Annotated in this window: 13 protein-coding genes; 9 read left to right on the forward strand and 4 right to left on the reverse strand. The window is 70.6% G+C overall.

The features are described from left to right. The first annotated feature begins 127 nt into the window (after window positions 1–127). The 6 genes from CVS47_RS02805 (at window position 128) to CVS47_RS02830 (ending at window position 11294) form a co-directional block, all read left to right on the forward strand. Window positions 128–1495, forward strand: a complete 1368-nt coding sequence (locus CVS47_RS02805) for an APC family permease (protein WP_127094726.1) — start codon at window positions 128–130, stop codon at window positions 1493–1495. Between the two features lie 204 nt (window positions 1496–1699). Next, window positions 1700–3097 (forward strand): alanine--tRNA ligase-related protein, encoded by a 1398-nt coding sequence (locus CVS47_RS02810; RefSeq protein ID WP_127094727.1) that lies wholly within the window; start codon window positions 1700–1702, stop codon window positions 3095–3097. A 137-nt stretch (window positions 3098–3234) separates the two neighbouring features. Then, complete coding sequence (locus CVS47_RS02815) at window positions 3235–4257, forward strand: 3-oxoacyl-ACP synthase III (protein WP_378790701.1); 1023 nt, start codon at window positions 3235–3237, stop codon at window positions 4255–4257. Then, the gene (locus CVS47_RS02820; protein ID WP_127094729.1) at window positions 4251–6932 is read left to right on the forward strand and encodes an alpha/beta fold hydrolase; all 2682 of its coding nucleotides are present in this window, start codon (window positions 4251–4253) and stop codon (window positions 6930–6932) included. The genes CVS47_RS02815 and CVS47_RS02820 overlap by 7 nt, the downstream gene beginning before the upstream one ends. After that, a complete protein-coding gene (locus CVS47_RS02825) occupies window positions 6929–7903 on the forward strand; it encodes an NAD-dependent epimerase/dehydratase family protein (RefSeq protein WP_127094730.1) in 975 nt (324 codons plus the stop codon). Before CVS47_RS02820 ends, CVS47_RS02825 begins: the two co-directional genes overlap by 4 nt. A gap of 208 nt (window positions 7904–8111) precedes the next feature. Further along, complete coding sequence (locus CVS47_RS02830) at window positions 8112–11294, forward strand: right-handed parallel beta-helix repeat-containing protein (protein ID WP_206502726.1); 3183 nt, start codon at window positions 8112–8114, stop codon at window positions 11292–11294. Between the two features lie 81 nt (window positions 11295–11375). Here CVS47_RS02830 and CVS47_RS02840 read toward each other — a convergent pair whose 3' ends face one another. From CVS47_RS02840 to CVS47_RS02855, 4 genes are read right to left on the reverse strand one after another with little or no spacing between them, the layout of a single operon-like run. After that, the gene (locus CVS47_RS02840) at window positions 11376–12317 is read right to left on the reverse strand and encodes a sugar kinase (RefSeq protein WP_206502728.1); all 942 of its coding nucleotides are present in this window, start codon (window positions 12315–12317) and stop codon (window positions 11376–11378) included. Then, window positions 12314–12940, reverse strand: coding sequence for a bifunctional 4-hydroxy-2-oxoglutarate aldolase/2-dehydro-3-deoxy-phosphogluconate aldolase (locus CVS47_RS02845; RefSeq protein WP_127094731.1), 627 nt, complete (start codon window positions 12938–12940; stop codon window positions 12314–12316). Before CVS47_RS02845 ends, CVS47_RS02840 begins: the two co-directional genes overlap by 4 nt. Then, a complete protein-coding gene (locus tag CVS47_RS02850) occupies window positions 12937–13698 on the reverse strand; it encodes an SDR family oxidoreductase (RefSeq protein ID WP_127094732.1) in 762 nt (253 codons plus the stop codon). Before CVS47_RS02850 ends, CVS47_RS02845 begins: the two co-directional genes overlap by 4 nt. After that, window positions 13695–14720, reverse strand: coding sequence for a zinc-dependent alcohol dehydrogenase (locus CVS47_RS02855; RefSeq protein WP_127094733.1), 1026 nt, complete (start codon window positions 14718–14720; stop codon window positions 13695–13697). Before CVS47_RS02855 ends, CVS47_RS02850 begins: the two co-directional genes overlap by 4 nt. Window positions 14721–14871: 151 nt before the next feature. Between CVS47_RS02855 and CVS47_RS02860 the strand changes: the two genes are divergently transcribed. The 3 genes from CVS47_RS02860 to CVS47_RS02870 all read left to right on the forward strand — a co-directional run bounded on the left by CVS47_RS02860 (window position 14872) and on the right by CVS47_RS02870 (window position 18146). Further along, a complete protein-coding gene (locus CVS47_RS02860) occupies window positions 14872–16242 on the forward strand; it encodes an ABC transporter substrate-binding protein (RefSeq protein WP_127094734.1) in 1371 nt (456 codons plus the stop codon). Window positions 16243–16369: 127 nt separating this feature from the next. Beyond that, complete coding sequence (locus tag CVS47_RS02865; RefSeq protein ID WP_206502732.1) at window positions 16370–17212, forward strand: carbohydrate ABC transporter permease; 843 nt, start codon at window positions 16370–16372, stop codon at window positions 17210–17212. After that, window positions 17199–18146, forward strand: coding sequence for a carbohydrate ABC transporter permease (locus CVS47_RS02870; RefSeq protein ID WP_241240252.1), 948 nt, complete (start codon window positions 17199–17201; stop codon window positions 18144–18146). The genes CVS47_RS02865 and CVS47_RS02870 overlap by 14 nt, the downstream gene beginning before the upstream one ends.

The raw sequence follows: 18146 nt of genomic DNA on the forward strand, positions 1-18146 counted from the left end.
TGGGCGGCAGCAGCCGCATAACGGGGCGCGGGCCGCGCGTCAACCGGCGTGCGATGCACGCCGGGCATGACCCAAGCTCTCACGGTGCGGTCCGCCACAGGGGTGGAGTGCGCCCGAAGGAGTCTCCATGCCCACCGATGCCGCCCCGACGTCCGAGGGGCCGAACGACACCCGGCTGCGCCGCGCCATCACCGGTCCGCTTTTGTTCGCCTTCATCCTCGGCGACGTGCTCGGCGCGGGTATCTACGCCCTGATGGGCGTGCTGAGCGACAGGGTGGGCGGGATGCTCTGGGCACCGCTCCTGCTGGCGCTCGTGCTCGCGCTCCTCACCGCAGGGTCGTACGCCGAGCTCGTAACGAAGTACCCGCGCGCCGGTGGCGCGTCCGTCTTCGCGGAGCGCGCCTTCCGCAACCGTCTCGTGTCGTTCCTCGTCGGATTCTGCATGCTCGCGGCCGGAGTGGTCAGCGCCGCCGGACTCTCGCTCGCCTTCGCGGGGGAGTACCTCCGCACCTTCATCGACCTGCCGACGATCCCCGTCGCGATGGTCTTCCTCGTGATCGTGGCGCTGCTGAACGCCCGCGGCGTGCGCGAATCGCTCGGCGCGAACCTCGTCATGACCGTGATCGAGGTGAGCGGCCTGGTGATCGTGGTCGTCGTGGTCGGGCTGCTGCTGGCGGGCGGCGGCGACGTGTCGCGTGTCACGCAGCTGCCGGAGGGCACGGGCGCGGCGACCGCGGTGCTGGCCGGTGCCATCATCGCCTACTACTCCTTCGTGGGCTTCGAGACCTCCGCGAACATGATCGAGGAGGTCAAGCAGCCCTCCAAGACCTATCCGGTCGCACTGTTCGGCGCGCTTCTGGCGGCAGGCGTCGTGTACGTGCTGGTCGGACTGGCGAGCTCGATCGCCCTGCCGGCGAGCGAGCTGTCGGAATCGAGCGGACCGCTGCTCGCCGTCGTCGAGGCGAGCGGTGTGGCCATCCCGTCATGGCTGTTCAGCCTGATCGCCCTCGTCGCCGTCGCCAACGGGGCGCTCCTGACGATGATCATGACGAGCCGCCTGACCTACGGGATGTCCGAGCAGAGGCTCCTCCCGCGCACGCTGTCGCGGGTGCTCCCGCAGCGCAAGACGCCGTGGGTCGCGATCCTCGCCACCACGCTCGTCGCGATGCTGCTCACCCTCGTCGGCGACCTCGCCACCCTGGCCGAGACCGTGGTGCTCCTGCTCCTGTTCGTCTTCCTGAGCGCCAACGTCTCGGTGCTGGTCCTCCGCCGCGACCGTGTGCAGCACGCGCACTTCAGGGTCTGGACGTTCGTGCCGGTGCTGGGCGTCGCATCCTGCATCCTGCTGATGACCCAGCAGCGCCCCGAGGTCTGGCTTTTCGGGGCGATCCTCTTGGCCGTCGGTGCGGTGCTCTACGTGATCTCGCGCTGGACGCGGTCGCGCGAGGGCGCGAGGGACGCTGACCTGGCCGAGGAGACCGCGCCGCGGGCCTGAGGCAGCACGGACGGACAAAGAGGAAGGCCGTGGGTCAGATGGACCCACGGCCGGTGGTGGAGGACTCAGGAATCGCACCTGACGGGGCGCCTCATGTGCGCATCCCCCGAGATCACTCACTATAGCCAGGCCCGGAATGGTAGACAAGTCGCGGGAGGAGGCACGTCGAGACCCACCCGCCGGGGGTCTGCGTGTCCTACACACATGAACGCTGACGAGATCCGCCGCGCCTACCTCGACTTCATGACCGAACGCGGTCACGTGATCATCCCGCGCTCGCCCCTCGTTCCGAAGGACGACCCCACGACGCTCTTCACGGGGAGCGGCATGCAGCCGCTCCTTCCGTACCTGCTGGGGGCGCAGCATCCGGCCGGCACGAGGCTCGCCGACAGCCAGACCTGCCTCCGCGTGCAGGACATCGAGGAGGTCGGCGACAACCGGCACACCACCTTCTTCGAGATGCTCGGCAACTGGAGCCTGGGCGACTACTTCAAGCAGGAGCAGATCCCGCAGGTGTGGACGTTCCTGACGGCCAAGGTCGGCCTCGATCCCGACCGCATCTACGTGTCGTGCTTCAGCGGCGACCCGAAGAACGACATCCCGAAGGACGAGGAGTCGGCGCAGCTGTGGACGGGCTTGTTCCAGGAGGCGGGCGTCTCCTCCGACCAGGTCGACGTGGGGACCGAGGAGCACGCCGCCGCCGTCGGCACCGGCGGTGCGCGCATCGCCTTCTACGGCAAGAAGAACTGGTGGTGCCGCGGGGGGAAGGCGGAGGACATGCCCGTCGGCGAGCCCGGCGGCCCCGACACGGAGATCTTCTACCTGTTCCCGACCGTCGAGCACGATCCGACGTTCGGCGAGCACTGCCACCAGAACTGCGACTGCGGACGCTTCATCGAGCTGGGCAACTCGGTGTTCATGGAGTACCGCCGCACCGAGACGGGCTTCGAGCCCCTGCCGAAGAAGAACGTCGACTACGGCGGCGGACTGGCGCGTATCGCGGCCGCGGCGATCGACAGCCCCGATGTGTTCCGCATCGGGCTGCTGTGGCCGATCATCGAGCGCCTGCAGGAGCTGTCCGGTCGCAGCTATGAGGACGAGACCGTGAGCATGCGCGTCATCGCGGATCACCTGCGCGGCGCGACCTTCCTCGCGGTCGACGGGGTGATGCCGGGCAACAAGGCGCAGGGGTACGTCATGCGCCGCCTGCTGCGCCGGGCCATCCGCTTCGCCTTCGACCTCGGACTCGAGGAGAACTTCTTCCCGCAGATCATCCCCACCATCGCGGAGATCTACGAGGCGCACTATCCCGAGGTGGGGGAGCACGCCGAGTACGTCGAGAAGGTGCTGGTGAAGGAGGAGCAGGCCTTCCGCCGCACGCTCCGGAAGGGGCTGAAGCAGCTGCGCGCGTATCGCGGCACCACGGTGACCGGCGCCGAGCTCTTCGTGCTCTACGACACCTACGGCTTCCCCGTCGAGCTCTCCACCGAGGAGGCGGGCCGTCAGGGGATCGTGGTCAGCGAGACGTGGCGCGACGAGTTCGACGAGCACATGACCGCCCAGCGCGAGCGCTCGCAGCGCTCCACCACCCTGCACGTCTGACAGCCTTCCGGAGGTCGCGCGGGCTGATTGGACACCTGTCGCACACGCCGCCGGTGTGCAAGCCCCGCATCTTCACAGCCGAAGTGGGGTAGAACGTCCTGTGGAGGAAAAAAGTTCGACCTCCTATGGAGGATCGCTTGCCCGGTAATGCTGTTTCCCGTTTCCAGAACGTCGCGCTGTTGTCGGTGGCGAGCGTTCTGCCCAGTCGGGTGACCACCTCGGATGACATCGAGGGTCGCCTCGGCCCCTCCTTGGCACGCCTCAAATTGCGCAGCGGCCTCCTCAAACGCGTCGCCGGCGTGCTCGAGCGACGCAACTGGGGTCCGGGAGAGTCGGCCGACAAGGCCACCATCGCGGCAGGGAAGCGCGCGCTGGACGAGGCCGGCGTCGACGCGTCGCAGGTGGGCCTGCTCATCAACACGTCCGTGACGCGCATGCATCTCGAGCCGTCGGTCGCCGTCGCGCTGCATCACGGGCTCGGGCTGCCCAGCTCCGCGGTGAACTTCGACGTCGCGAACGCGTGCCTCGGCTTCATCAACGGGATGTCGCTCGCGGCCACGATGATCGAGTCCGGCCAGATCGACTACGCCATGGTCGTGGCCGGCGAGGACGCGGACGACATCCAGGTCAACACCATCGAGAGACTCCTCCGCTCCGAGTCCGACCGCGACGGGTTCATGAGCGAGTTCGCCTCGCTCACCCTGGGCTCGGGGTCCGCCGCAGCCGTGCTCGGCCGGGCCGACGCGCACCCCGAGGGTCACCGCATCCTCGGCGGCGTCACCCGCGCGGCCACGAACTTCCACACCCTCTGCGTCGGCAGCGTCGACGGCATGTTCACCGACGCGAAGGCGCTGCTCAAGGGCGGGCTCGACCTCGTGGTCTCGGCGTGGAAGGAGGCGTCGGCGGAGTGGGACTGGAAGTCGATGAACCGCTACATCACGCACCAGGTCTCGTCGATCCACACCGACGCCATCGTCAAGGCCGTGCACCTCGACCGATCGAAGGTGCCGACGACCTACCCCCGCTACGGCAATGTCGGTCCGGCCTCCGTGCCGATCACGCTCGCGCAGGAGCAGGACAGCCTGCGTCAGGGCGACCGGGTGCTGCTCATGGGCGTCGGGTCGGGCCTGAACACCGCCATGATGGAGCTCGCTTGGTGAACGACGCGACGCGGACGATCGCGGCCCTGCCCGGCATCGACGTCCGCGTCAGTCGGACGAGGCTGGTGCCGGAGCGCGACTCCGGAGCGGTGCACGAGTGGCACTACCTCGACACCGGCGCCGAGCTCGAGCGCCGGGGCGTGCCCGTCGCGGGCACGATCCTCGCCGTCCACGGCAATCCGACCTGGTCGTACCTCTGGCGCGGCATCGTCTCCGCCTCGCTGCGGGCCGCCGAGGCGGGGCGACCCGCCTGGCGGGTCATCGCCGTCGACCAGCTCGAGATGGGGTTCTCCGCGCGCACCGGCGTCGCCCGCCCGCTCGCGCGCCGAGTCGCCGACCTGGGCGACCTCACCGCCGATCTGGGGCTCACCGGGCCCGTCGTGACCCTCGCCCACGACTGGGGCGGACCGATCTCCCTCGGCTGGGCCGTGGATCACCCCGAGCTGCTCGCGGGGGTCATCGCGCTGAACACCGCCGTGCACCACCCTGACGGCGTGCCCATCCCCGCTCCCCTCCGCCTCGCCGGCGCCCGCGGGGTGCTCGCCAACGGCACCGTCCGCACGACGGCGTTCCTCGACACGACCCTCGCCCTGGGACACCCGGCGCTCGCGCCGGAGGTCAAGGACGCCTTCCGTGCGCCCTACCGCACGGCGGCACGCCGCACCGGGATCGGGGCGTTCGTCGCCGACATCCCCGTCGATGCGACGCACGGAAGTCACGCCGAGCTCCGGCGCATCTCCTCGGGCGTCGCCGCCCTCGACGTGCCGGCGCTGTTCCTGTGGGGACCCGCGGACCCGATCTTCGGCGACCGGTACCTCGACGACCTGATCGATCGGATGCCGCGCGCCGACGTGCACCGATTCGAGGGCTCAGGGCACCTGATCGCCGAGGACCGGCCCTACGCGGACGCCGTCCTCGCCTGGCTCGACGACAACGCGGCCCGGCTGACGGGGGCGGCACGCGGATCGTCCGCGGGGGAGGCGGCGGAGCAGACCCCGGTCGCCGACGCCGTCGCCGCCGCACGCGACGCGGCGACGTTCGCACCGCTGTGGGCGGCGCTCGACGCCCGTCGCGACGACGACGGCGTCGCGGTCATCGACATGTCCGCGCGGGCCGGGCGCCCCGCGCGCGTGAGCTGGCGCCGGCTGGACGACCGCGTACGGAACCTGGCCGCGGGCCTCCGCCGCATCGGCGTGCAGAAGGGCCAGCGCGTCTCGGTGCTCGTCCCGCCCGGACCCACGCTCACGGCCGTCATCTACGCCTGCCTGCGCATCGGCGCGATCGTCGTCGTGGCCGACGCGGGACTCGGCGTGCGCGGGCTGTCGCGCGCGGTGCGCGGGTCGTGGCCCGACGTCGTCATCGGGGAGCTGCCCGGGCTGACGGCCGCCCGCGTGCTGGGCTGGCCCGGCATCCGCATCTCCGTCCCGCGCCTCCCGAAGATCTCCGCGGCGGCCCTGGGCGTATCCCACGACCTCGCCGGCGTCGCCGCCCTCGGCGCGACCGCGCCGCTGCCGGCGGAGCCCGCGCCCGACGACTCCGCCGCGATCCTCTTCACCTCCGGCTCCACCGGGCCGGCGAAGGGCGTGGCGTACACGCACCGGCAGCTGTCGGCGCTCCGCGACATCCTCTCCGCGCACTTCGGCGTGACGGCCGACACCGGCCTCGTGACGGGCTTCGCGCCGTTCGCCCTCCTCGGCCCCGCACTCGGCACCCGCTCGGCCACGCCCGACATGGACGTCTCCGCGCCCCGCACCCTCACCGCCGCCGCGGTGGCGGCCGCCGTGCGGGCCTCCGATGCGCGCATGGTCTTCCTCTCGCCGGCGGCGATCCTCAACGTCGTCGCCACCGCGGACGCCCTCACGGCCGACGACCGCGCCGCCCTGGCGACGGTGCAGACGTTCCTCTCGACCGGCGCGCCCGTCGGCGAGCCGCTGCTGGCCGCCGCGGCCGCGCTCATGCCCGGGGCCGAGCCGCACACGCCGTACGGCATGACGGAGGGCCTCCTCGTCACCGACCTCACGCTCGCCGACATCCGGGGAGTGTCGGATGCCGCGGACCGCGGTGTCTGCGTCGGACGCGCGATCGAGGGCAACATCGTGCTGATCGACCCGCTCGACGACGACGGCCGCCCCGGCGGTTCGCCCGGCTCGGCGGCGGGGGTGCTCGGCGAGGTCGTCATCTCCGCCCCGCACCTCAAGACGTCCTACGACCGGCTGTGGCTGACGGACCGCACCGCGGGTGCCCAGGTGCCCGCGGAGGGCCGCTGGCACCGCACGGGCGACGTCGGCCATCTGGACGCCGACCGGCGGCTGTGGATCGAGGGCCGCCTGCCCCACGTGCTGACGATGACGGACGGCCCCGTCGCACCGGTCGGGCCCGAACAGCAGATCGAGACCGTGCCGGCCGTGCGCCGCGCCGCGGTCGTCGGCATCGGGCCGCACCGGCTGCGTCAGGCGGTGGCCGTCGTGGAGACGACCCCGCCCGCCGGGCGCCCTGCGCTGGCCGGACCCGAGGTCACCGCGGCCGTGCGCAGCGCGACCGACCTCCCGCTGGCCGCGGTGCTCGTGGTGCCGGAGCTGCCGACCGACATCCGCCACAACTCCAAGATCGACCGCACGCGACTGTCGGCGTGGGCCGAGGGCGTGCTCTCGGGCGGACGGACGGCGCGGCCGTGATGGTCACCGTCACCGGCGCCTCCGGCTACCTGGGGCGCGCCGTCGCGGCGGAGCTGATCGCCGCCGGTCACGAGGTGCGCACGCTGCAGCGCCGCCCGAGCACCGTCGCCGGCGCCACGGACGTGCTCGGCTCGATCGACGACCCCGCCGTCGTGGCGCGGGCCCTGGACGGCGCCGAGGGCGTCGTCCACCTCGCGGCGAAGGTATCCCTCGCCGGCGACCCGGCCGAGTTCCGCACCGTCAACGTCGAGGGCACGAGACGGCTCCTCGATGAGGCCGGCCGAGCCGGGGCATCCCGTTTCGTGCAGGTCTCCTCGCCGTCGGTCGCCCACGCGGGCGCCTCGCTCGCCGGCGTCGGGGCGGATCCGGCGTCTCCGGCCGACGCCCGCGGCGAGTACGCCCGCACGAAGGCCGAAGCGGAGCTCCTCGCCCTCGCCCGCGACTCGGCCGCCCTGCACGTCGTCGCCGTCCGCCCCCATCTCGTGTGGGGACCGGGCGACACCCAGCTCGTCGGCCGCATCGTCGACCGCGCGCGTCGCGGGCGTCTGCCCCTCCTCGACGGCGGTCGCGCCCTCATCGACTCCACCTACATCGACAACGCCGCGACCGGCATCGCGGCGGCGCTGCATCAGGCCCCGGCCGTGCACGGGCGGGCGTTCGTCATCACGAACGGCGAGCCGCGACCCGTCGGCGAACTGCTGGCCGGAATCTGCCTCGCCTCGGGCGTGCGCCCGCCGTCGTGGAGCGTCCCCGCGGGGGTGGCGCGGGCGGCCGGCTCGCTGATCGAGCGCGCGTGGGCGCTGCGCCCGGGCGCAGACGAGCCGCCGATGACGCGGTTCCTGGCAGAGCAGCTCTCCACCGCGCACTGGTTCGACCAGCGCGAGACGCGCGCGGCGCTGCAGTGGGCTCCGGCCGTGTCGATCGACGAGGGTCTGCGACGCCTCGCGAGCCACGCCGCGGCGGGCCGCTAGCGCGCTCACGCGGCTGGGGGTGCGCCCCGCTCCGGTGCGCCGTGCATGGCGGACTTCGATCCTCCGGGAGTCCGCATTTCCCTTGCGCTCCCTCATACGTCATTCATATGATGTTTGCAGGTGCCCCCCGCACCACCCGTCCACAAGGTCGTGATCGGATCGCGGCTCCTGCGTACGGGCATTCCTCTCCGGACAAGGAGTCCACCCCGTGAAGATCAGCCATCTCCGCGGCGGAGCGTTGGCGGTGATCGGTGCCCTGGCGGTATCCGTCGCCGTCGCCACCCCCGCCGCAGCTGCTGCGCCGAAGACCCTCCACACCTCGCCGGACGGGTCGGGCGACGCCTGCACCGTCGGTCAGCCCTGCTCGCTGCCCACCGCCAAAGACCGCGTGAAGGACCTCGTCGCGGGAGGGGGCGTCGACGTCGTCGTCGAACTCGCCGACGGCACCTACCGCGTCGACGAGCCGCTCGAGTTCCGTCCCGAGGATGCCGGCGGTGCCGACGGGTCGGTCCGCTGGACCGCGGCGCGCGGTGCCTCGCCGATCGTCTCCGGTGCCCAGCAGGTGTCGGGCTGGACCGTCTCGGATGCCGACGCCGGCATCTGGGTGGCGGACACGCCGCAGGGCGTCGACACCCGTCAGCTCTACGTGAACGGCGTGTACGCGCAGCGCGCGCAGCGCCAGGTCGCCGGAGCCGATCTGGCGCTGGATGAGACCGGCATCACGCTGAAGAACCCCGACCTCGCGTTCATGAACGACCTGCCGCAGCCGGACCGGGTGGAGTTCGAGGCGAAGGGCGACTTCACCTACCGGTATTCGCCGGTGGCGTCGATCGCGGACAACAAGGCGACCATGGACCAGCCCGCGTGGGAGAACAACACGTGGGGATGGGACACGCCGCAGTTCGCGCTGCTCGGCGGATCGACCTATTGGTTCTCCAATGCCCTCGCCTTCCTCGACGAGATGAACGAGTGGTACATCGACCCGGACGCCGGGAAGCTGTACTACAAGCCCGGTGCCGGGGTCGACCCGAACACGCTCGACGTCGAGCTGCCGCGGGTCGAGGTGCTCATGAGCATCGGCGGCACGTACGACGAGCCGCTGCAGAACCTCGCCTTCGAGGACATCACCTTCACAGGCACCTCCTGGCTCGGACCCTCCACCGACGGCTACGCCACCCAGCAGAACGGGTCCTACATCAAGGACCACTACGACTACCGGCCGGCTGATGCCTTCACCAGCTGCTCCCGCGGCTGCGAGCTCTTCGAGCGCGCGCGCACCAGCTGGTACCAGGAGCCGGCGGCCGTGCAGGTCTCCGCGGCCTCCGGGGTGCAATTCGAGCGCAACCTCTTCATCACGCTCGGCTCCTCCGCTCTCGGCATCGGCAACGACACCAACGCCGCGCTGAGCGGCGTCGGCCTGGGCGCGAGCGACATCCAGGTCATCGGCAACCGCTTCACCGAGGTCGGCGGCCACGGCGTCTTCGTCGGCGGCAACCGTCCCGAGGCGCATCACCCCGACGACGAGCGGATGATCAACCACGACATCACGGTCGAGCACAACACGGTGACGCGGGCGGCGGTCGAGTACAAGGACAACTCCGGCATCCTCAGCACGTACGTCACCAACGCGCGCATCCAGAACAACGAGGTCTCCAACGTCGCCTACGACGGCATCGACACCGGCTACGGCTGGGGCATGAACGACGCCGGCGGCAACGACGAGTACACCAAGCGCGGGTACTACAACTGGAACACCCGCTACGAGACGCCGACCACGCTGAAGGACAACGTCGTCGCGGGCAACCTCGTGCACAACACCAAGTCGCAGTTCGCGGACGGCGGCTCGATCTACAACCTCTCGGCGAGCCCGGGATCTGTGACCGAGCGCAACTACCTGTACAACGTCTCCGGTGTCGGTCTGTACCTCGACGAGGGCACGCGATCGACGATCTACCGGCAGAACGTGCTGCAGGGCACCAGCCCGTGGGTCTTCACCAACGCGTACAACGCCACGAACACGAGCGACAACCTCCTCACGCAGAACTGGTACAACTCCGGCGGCGCGCAGACTCCGAACCTCGAGTCCAACCGCAACCGTCTCGTGGACAACGTGCAGGTCTCCGGGCTGAACTGGCCGGACGCCGCGCGTCAGGTGATCTGCGAGGCCGGCGTCCCCGCCGATCTGCGGACCACGCTCAACGGGAACCTGTTCAGCGAGAACGCCGCCTGCGGCAGCACCGGAGATCCCGTCAAGAAGCCCTACTCGACGACCGCCACCTCGGCCTCGAGCTCGTACTTCGCTCAGGCCGACGGGTCCTTCGCGATCCGCGCCCAGGGCGCGGACGTGTGGGGCGGCGGCGGACAGCGGGATGACGCCTACGGGTCCATCTTCCAGAAGGACGCCGTCAACGGAGCCTCGAGCGTCTCGGCGCGCGTCGACACGATCGGCGACGCGAACGCCTGGGCGAAGTCGGGCGTCATGATCCGCAACGACATCGACCAGCCCGGTGCGTCTGCCGGCTACGCGCTCGTGGCCGTCACCCCCCGCAACGGCGTCGCGTTCCACTGGGACGCCGACGGCGACGGCTACGTCGAGAGCTCCGCCGCGGCGAACGTGAACACGTTCCGCCCGGTGTGGGTCAAGCTCGACCGGGCAGGGGATCAGGTCAGCGCCTGGTACTCCTACGACGGTGCGAACTACGCGCAGGTCGGCTCCACCGTCGCGCTGAAGAACGCCGCGTCGGTGCAGGATGCCGGCATCTTCTCGTCGTCGCACGACACCGGCCGGTCGGCCGTCAATGTGTTCAGCGACCTCGCGATCGAGCGCGACACGGTGAAGCCGACGGCGACGCTGGCCGCGCCGACGACGGCCGGACCGTTCACCGCGCTCGACCTCCAGGTCGACGCGGCCGATGACCGCGGCCTGTCCAAGATCGTGGCGAACGTCTACAAGGGCGGCACGCTCGTCAAGAGCACGCAGTCCGCGGTGGCGGGGGGCGCGACGAGCGCGACCCACACGGCGTCGGTCTCGCTGCCCGACGGCGAGTACCAGCTCAAGTACAACGCGCACGACCTGGCCGGCAATGTCTCGAAGACCGGGACGTTCGCGTTCACGATCGACGCGACCGCGCCGACCGCGACGGTGAAGGACGGCGCGCAGTTCACCGTGGCGACCGGGGCGACCTACGACAAGGTGAGCTTCAAGCTCTACGACGCCGGTCGCGTCGACAAGGTCGAGCTGAACGGGGTGGTGAAGGACCTGTCGAACAACGCGTGGTCCGACGTCAACTTCGTGACGCCCGGCGTGTTCGGCGCGGTGAAGGGTCTCAACACCCTGGTGGTGTTCGATGTCGCGGGCAACACCGCGACGACGACCTTCACGCTCAACTGACGACACGACGATGCCCCCTCGTTCGGTGAACGAGGGGGCATCGTCGTGCGTGGACGAACCGGGCAGGTCAGCCCTGGACCGTCAGCGCTGGACGGGGTCCGACGCGGAGGCGGCGAGCAGGTCCAGCTGACGACGGTGGGGGAGGCTCTCCCAGTCGCCGCGGCCCAGACAGGCGAACGCGCCCGCAGCCACCGCCGTGTCGAGGCGCTGCTCGGCGGGGGAACCTGCGAGCAGCTCGGCCAGGTACCCCGCGACGAAGGCGTCACCGGCTCCGACCGTGTCGACCGGCACGATCGGCAGCGCGCTTCGTCGCAGCATCCGACCGCCGTCGAGCACCAGCGCACCGCGCTCGCCCAGCTTCAGGGCGACGACGGAGGGGCCGAGAGCGGCGATCCGGGTCACCAGCTCCTCCTCGTCGCCCGCGCCGACGAGGAGTTCGGCCTCGTCCGCTCCGGCGAAGACGAGATCCGCGGATGCCGCGAGCCTCCGGTAGAGCGCACGCGGGTCACGTCCGCGCCACAGCGACGGACGGTGGTTGACGTCGAAGGAGACCGCGATGCCGGCCGCGCGGGCGACCTCGACAGCTTCGTCCACGGCGGCGGCGGCGCTCTCGGAGAGCGCAGGGGTGATGCCGGTCACGTGCAGCACCGACGAGCTGCGCAGCAGCGCGGGGTCGATGTCGTCGGGTGCGAGCCGACTGCCCGCACTGCCCGCCCGCCAGTACTGGACCGAGATGCGACCGGGTGCGGACTCGGCCTTCATCATCGCCCCGGTGCCTGCCGCGTCATCGATCCGCACCACGGCGTGAACGCCCTCGGCGCGCAGTTCGCGGGCGATCCGCCGACCGGCGACGTCGTCGCCCACGCGCCCGACCCAGGTGGCGGCGCCGCCGAGTCGGGCGACGCCGATCGCGACATTGCTCTCCGCACCGCCGAACGACAGCCGGTAGGCGTCGCCCTCGCCCGATTCGACGGGCCGGAACAGCGCCATCGTCTCGCCGAGGGTGACGAGCCCGCCGGTCACGCGGCCGCTCGCGCCTGCAGGGCCGCACGGCCGCGCTCGGTCACCCCGGACAGGTCGCCCGCGTCCAGCTGACGCCGTGGTGCCAGCCAGCTGCCGCTGACGGCGGGCACGGCGGAGTGCGCGAGGTAGGCGGCGGCGTTGTCCGGGCCGACCCCGCCGCTCGGCACGAAGCCCATATCCGGGAAGACCGCCGCCAACGCCTCGATCATCGCGAGGCCGCCGAGTCGATCCGCGGGGAAGAGCTTCACCGCGTCGAGACCGTCGCGGCGCGCGCGCTGCACCTCGCTCGCGGTGGCCACACCGGGCAGCACCGCCAGACCGAGCGCGCGTGCGCGGTCGACGACGGCCGGGTCGTACCCGGGGCTGACGATGAACGTCGCCCCCGCGTCGGCGGCGCGATTCACCTGCTCCTCGTCCAGCACCGTGCCGGCGCCGACGACGAACCCGCGTGGCGCGCCCGCGCTCATCGCCGCGAGCAGCTCCAGCGCGTGCGGCGTGCGCAGCGTGATCTCCGCGCAGGCGATGCCGCCGGCATCCAGCGCCTGCGCGAGGTCGGCGCCGATGTCGGAGCGATCGGCCACCACCACGGGGATGATCGGATGCGGGCGCAGCCAGTCCGTCATCGCCCGAGCCACCCGCCGTCGACGGGGAGGATGACGCCGTCGACGTAGTCCGAGGCGCGGGAGGCCAGGAAGACGGTGGCGCCCCCGATGTCGGAGGCCTCGCCCCAGCGACCGGCGGGGATCCGCTCGAGGATGCTGCGCGAGCGGTCGGCGTCCGCGCGCAGGGGAGCGGTGTTGTCGGTGGCGATGTAGCCCGGCGCGATGGCGTTCACATTCACGCCCCGGGGCGCCCACTCGTTCGCCAGGGCCTTCGTCAACCCTGCGATCCCCGACTTCGCCGCGGCATACCCGGGCACGTTGATCCCGCCCTGGAAGCTCAGCAGCGAGGCGGTGAAGATCACCTTGCCCGAACCGCGCTCGAGCATGCCCTGCGCGACGGCCTGGGTGAGGAGGAACGGGCTGCTGAGGTCGACCTCGACCACGCGGTCCCAGAGGTCGGCGGGATGCTCGGCGGCAGGGGCCCGCTCGATCGTGCCGGCGTTGTTGACCAGGATGTCGACCCTTCGGCCGCGCAGCTCGTCGGCGAGCGCGAGGACCGCGGCGCGATGCGAGAAGTCGCACGCGAAGGACGAGAACGTCCGGCCGTGCGCGGCGACGGCGAGGGCGACCGCGCTGTCGGCATCGGCCTCGCGGGTGCTGACGGCGATGATGTCGGCCCCGGCGCCGGCGAGGGCGTCCGCCATCGCCAGCCCGATGCCGCGGCTAGCGCCCGTGACGAGCGCGGTGCGCCCGGCGAGGTCGAACAGCGAGGCGGTCATCGGTCGCCGCCGACCGCGACGAGGAGCTTCAGCGCCTGTCCGGCTTCGAGCGTCGCGAACGCGTCACCCGTCCGCTCCAGCGGGACGACGTCGGTGATCAGCGCATCGGTCGGGATGGCCCGGCCGCCGGCGAGGAGGTCGACGGCGGTCTCGAAGTCCTGCCGCTGGTAGACCCGCGCACCCAGGAGGCGCAGCTCGCGCCAGAAGACCCGCTGGAGGTCGATCTCCCGCGGCTGCGAGTGGATGGCCACCACGACGATCGTGCCGCGGACCTTGGCGAGCGCGGTCATCCCGCGCACCGCGGCCGCGGCTCCCGAGACCTCGAAGACGACGTCGGCGCCTGCCCCCTGCGTCCACTCCTCGACGGCCGCCGTCTGATCGACGGCGGTCGGGTCGAGCGTGCGGAAGCCGAGCTCGTCGATGGAGGCCCGACGCCCGGCATCCGGCTCGATCACGACGACCTCCGCGCCGACGTGGCGGGCCACGCTGGCGATGAGGACGCCGATCGGACCTCCGCCGATCACCACGGCCTTGTCGCCGGCAGCGAGCTCGGAGCGCCGCACGTCGTGCACGGCGACGGCGACGGGCTCGACGAGGGCTCCCTCGCGCAGCGGGAGGTCCTGCGGCAGCCGCACCAGCGTGCCGGCGGGCACGTTCCAGAGCTCCTGGAGCGCGCCGGGGGAGTCGATCCCGATGAAGTCGAGGTTCTGGCAGATGTGCTCGTTGCCGGCGAGGCACGCGGGGCAGGTGCCGTCCCACGCGAGCGGCATGACCGTCACGCGGTCGCCTTCGGCCCAGCCCTCGACGCCGGTGCCGAGCGCCGTGACGACGCCGCTCATCTCGTGTCCGAAGACAAGGGGATGCTGGACGCGGGCGTCCATGTCGCCGTGGAAGATGTGGAGGTCCGTGCCGCAGAGGCCGGCGTACGCGACGCGCACCTGCACCTGTCCGGGCGGGGGAGCCTGCGGCTCGAGATCCACGGGGTTGACGTTTCGAGCCGAGACGTAGTGAAGTGCGCGCACGACTGCTCCTCTCCGATGAGTGCGGATGAGGTCGCCATCCGCTCCTCCACTGTACGGGTCTTTCTTCATAGGTCACATGTATGATCTAATGAATTCGCGAGCCGCAGCAGCGGCGAGTCGTCAACGACGTCGACCTCTTGAAGGACTTGAAATGGCCACACAGCATCGCCGCTTCTCCCGCGCCACCCGATTCGGGGCCCTCGCCATCGCCGGGCTCGCCGCCGTCGCCCTGAGCGGCTGCGGGGCAGACGCCACCGGAGGAGGGGACTCCTCGTTCGGGTTCACCCAGGCCGAGCAGGAGGCCGACAGCCCCATCACCGTGTGGGTGGATGCCACCCGCGAGCCGATCATCGACGCGTTCGAGGCCGCTCATCCCGACGTGCAGCTGAATGTCGAGACCTACGACGGCAACGCCAGCGGCTCGGCGAGCCTGCAGACGCGCATCGCCCTGTTCGATCAGGCAGGCGAGGGCTGGCCCGATGTCGTCTTCTCCACCCAGAACAACGACGCCTCGTGGGCGTCGAAGGAGACCAACGGCGTGCAGGCGTTCGCCGCGCCCGTCAACAAGGGGTGGTTCGACCAGGAGTTCCTCGACGGCTTCACACCGGGCTCGCTCGACCCGCTGACCATCGACGGCACGGTCTACGGACTGCGCAACGACCTCGCGCAGGTCGTGTTCTGGTACGACCAGACGCTCTTCGATCAGCTCGGCTACACGGTCCCCACGACGTGGGAGGAGTACGAGGCGCTCAGCGACAAGGTCGCGGCGGAGAACCCCGGCTACATCCTCGGCTCCGTCGGCGACGGCTTCCTCGGCTCGTACGTCTATTACTGGGGCGCGCAGGCGCCGATCTTCCAGCTCGACGGCAACGAGTTCTCCTCCGACTTCGAGGCGGAGAACTCGCAGAAGATGACCGATCTCCTCGACCACATGGTCGAGAACGGCACAATGTCGACCAACTCGGTGTTCGGCTCGGACTTCATCCAGGAGGCCCAGGGCAAGGTCCTCGGGATGCCCGGACCGGTGTGGTTCACCGGAGCCATCTTCCAGAACCCCGACAGCCTCAACGTGCCGGCCGGACAGCTCGGCGCGTCCACCCCGCTGCACTGGGAGGGCGAGGACATCGGCACAGGCAACGTCGGCGGCGGCACCTGGCTCGCCTCCAGCCACTCCAAGAACCTCGACGCGGTGAAGACCTTCATGGAGTTCGCCACGAGCTCCGACGAGTACCAGGTCGACCTCGCCCCCGGGTATCCCGCCTACGCTTCGGCGGGCGAGAAGTGGATCGCGCAGCAGGCCTCCGGCGGATACTTCGTCGGCGACTTCGAGAAGAACGTCATCGACGCCGCCGGTCAGGTCTGGGGCGGATGGGGCTTCCCGAGCTTCAGCGCCGAGACGGCGTACTCCAAGGTGGTCCTGCCGGCGCTCGCCGCGGGTTCGACGATCGGCGATGTCGCGTCGGACTGGCAGCAGGAGATCCTCAACGAGGCGCAGGTGCAGGGCTACACCGTCGCCCGCTGATCATGCCCACTCCGAGAAAGGCCCGCACATCGTCACCTCAACGATGACGCCCCTTTCCGCCGGCGCGGAGACGCGCCGGCGGAAAGGCGATGCACGGCGTCGCAATCCGAACCGCTCCCAGTCGGCGATGGCCTATGCCTTCTCCTCCGGGTACGGCATCCTGCTCCTGGTGTTCGGGCTCGGGCCGGCCCTCTACGCCGTCTTCCTCGCCTTCACCCAGGCGGGGCAGTTCGTCGGGGTGGAGAACTTCGTCCGCGTCTTCGCCGACTACCGGTTCTGGCCCGCGGTCCAGCACGTCGCCACCTACCTCGTCATCTGGCTCGTGTTCCAGATCGCCTTCGTGGTGCTGCTCGCGCTGATCGTGCACAACTTCGCCGCGCGATGGGTGTCGACGTCGGCCCGCTTCATCTACTACATCCCGGGGGCGCTGGCCGGGGCATCCAGCGTGCTGCTCTGGCTGTTCCTGCTGGACCCGTCGGTCAGCCCGGTGTCCGGGCTCCTGCGCGCGATGGGGTTCGACTCCTTCGTCGCCACCGTGTCGGTGGACAACCTGCCCGTCATCTTCACCGTGATCTCGTTCTGGACCGGGGCGGGGCAGTGGATCGTGATCATGTACGGCGCGCTGAACAACATCAGTCCCGAGATCATGGAGGCCTCGAGGATGGATGGTGCGGGGCCCGTCAAGACCGCCTGGTACATCCAGCTGCCGCTCCTGCGGAAGTGGATCTCGTACATGGTCGTCATGTCGGTCGCGGCGGGCAGCCAGCTGTTCGTCGAGCCCCGGGTGCTCTCGCAGGCCAGCAAGGGCGTCGTTCCGCCCGACTACTCCCTCAATCAACTGGCGTACCTCTACGCCTTCCGGCAGAACGACTTCAACGGCTCCGCGGCGATCTCCCTGATCCTGCTGGTCGTCGCGCTCGCTCTGGCCGCCTTCTTCGTCTTCCGAGGAGGACTCTTTGAGCGCGACTGACACGGCCGTCCCGCAGGTGCGGGTCACCGACGACGAGACACCGGTGCGCCGGCGCCGGCGCTCGCTGGCCCCGGGCGAGTGGCTCGGGCGCGCCCTGGCGGTCGTGATCGCCCTCTTCTTCGTGGTGTTCTTCGCTCTGCCGCTGGTGTGGCTGATCCTCGCGCCGACCAAGACGCCTCGCGAGCTGCTGCTGAACGGCCCATTCGACTTCGGGGCCTTCGCGACGCTGGCCGAGAACTGGAACGCACTGACGGCGTTCCAGAACGGCATCGTCTGGACCTGGCTCGGCAATGCCGCGTTCTACACCGGCGCCGCGCTCGTGCTGACGCTGCTGGTCAGCATCCCCGCCGGCTACGCACTCGCGATGATCGATTTCAAGCTGCGACGGGCCCTGCTGGCCGTGACGCTCATCGTGATGCTCATCCCGAGCACCGCACTCGTGCTGCCGACATTCCTCGAGCTCAGCGCCGTGAAGCTCATCGGCAACCCGCTGGCGGTGATCCTGCCCTTCTCGTTCTTCCCGTTCGGGGTGTACCTGACGTACATCTACTTCTCGACGAGCATCTCGAAGGACCTGCTCGACGCGGCGCGCATCGACGGCGCGGGGGAATGGCGGGTGTTCTGGCGCGTCGCCATGCCGCTGGCGACCCCGGTGATCGCCCTGGTGGGCTTCTTCAACGTCGTCGGCAACTGGAACAACTACTTCCTCCCGTTCGTGATGGTTCCGGGACGACGCGCTCCCATCCAGGTCGGGTTGGCCGAGCTGCTGTCGAACGTGCCGCTGTTCAACCCGACATCCGCCGGGTCGGTGACGATCGAGCTGCCCGTGCTCGCACTGGCCACCCTGGTCTCGGTCGCACCGGTGCTGCTGATCTTCCTGTTCTCGCAGCGCTTCCTCGTGACGGGGATGACCGCGGGCGGGACGAAGGGCTGA

The sequence above is a fragment of the Microbacterium lemovicicum genome (genome assembly GCF_003991875.1).
In the GTDB taxonomy this organism is placed as follows: Bacteria; Actinomycetota; Actinomycetes; order Actinomycetales; family Microbacteriaceae; genus Microbacterium; species Microbacterium lemovicicum.

Excerpts from the sequence above, each read along its gene's own strand:
- CVS47_RS02805 (WP_127094726.1), top strand. The coding sequence starts at position 128 with ATGCCCACCGATGCCGCCCCGACGTCCGAGGGGCCGAACGACACCCGG.
- CVS47_RS02810 (WP_127094727.1), top strand. The coding sequence starts at position 1,700 with ATGAACGCTGACGAGATCCGCCGCGCCTACCTCGACTTCATGACCGAA.
- CVS47_RS02845 (WP_127094731.1), bottom strand. The coding sequence starts at position 12,940 with ATGACGGACTGGCTGCGCCCGCATCCGATCATCCCCGTGGTGGTGGCC.
- CVS47_RS02850 (WP_127094732.1), bottom strand. The coding sequence starts at position 13,698 with ATGACCGCCTCGCTGTTCGACCTCGCCGGGCGCACCGCGCTCGTCACG.
- CVS47_RS02860 (WP_127094734.1), top strand. The coding sequence starts at position 14,872 with ATGGCCACACAGCATCGCCGCTTCTCCCGCGCCACCCGATTCGGGGCC.
- CVS47_RS02865 (WP_206502732.1), top strand. The coding sequence starts at position 16,370 with ATGGCCTATGCCTTCTCCTCCGGGTACGGCATCCTGCTCCTGGTGTTC.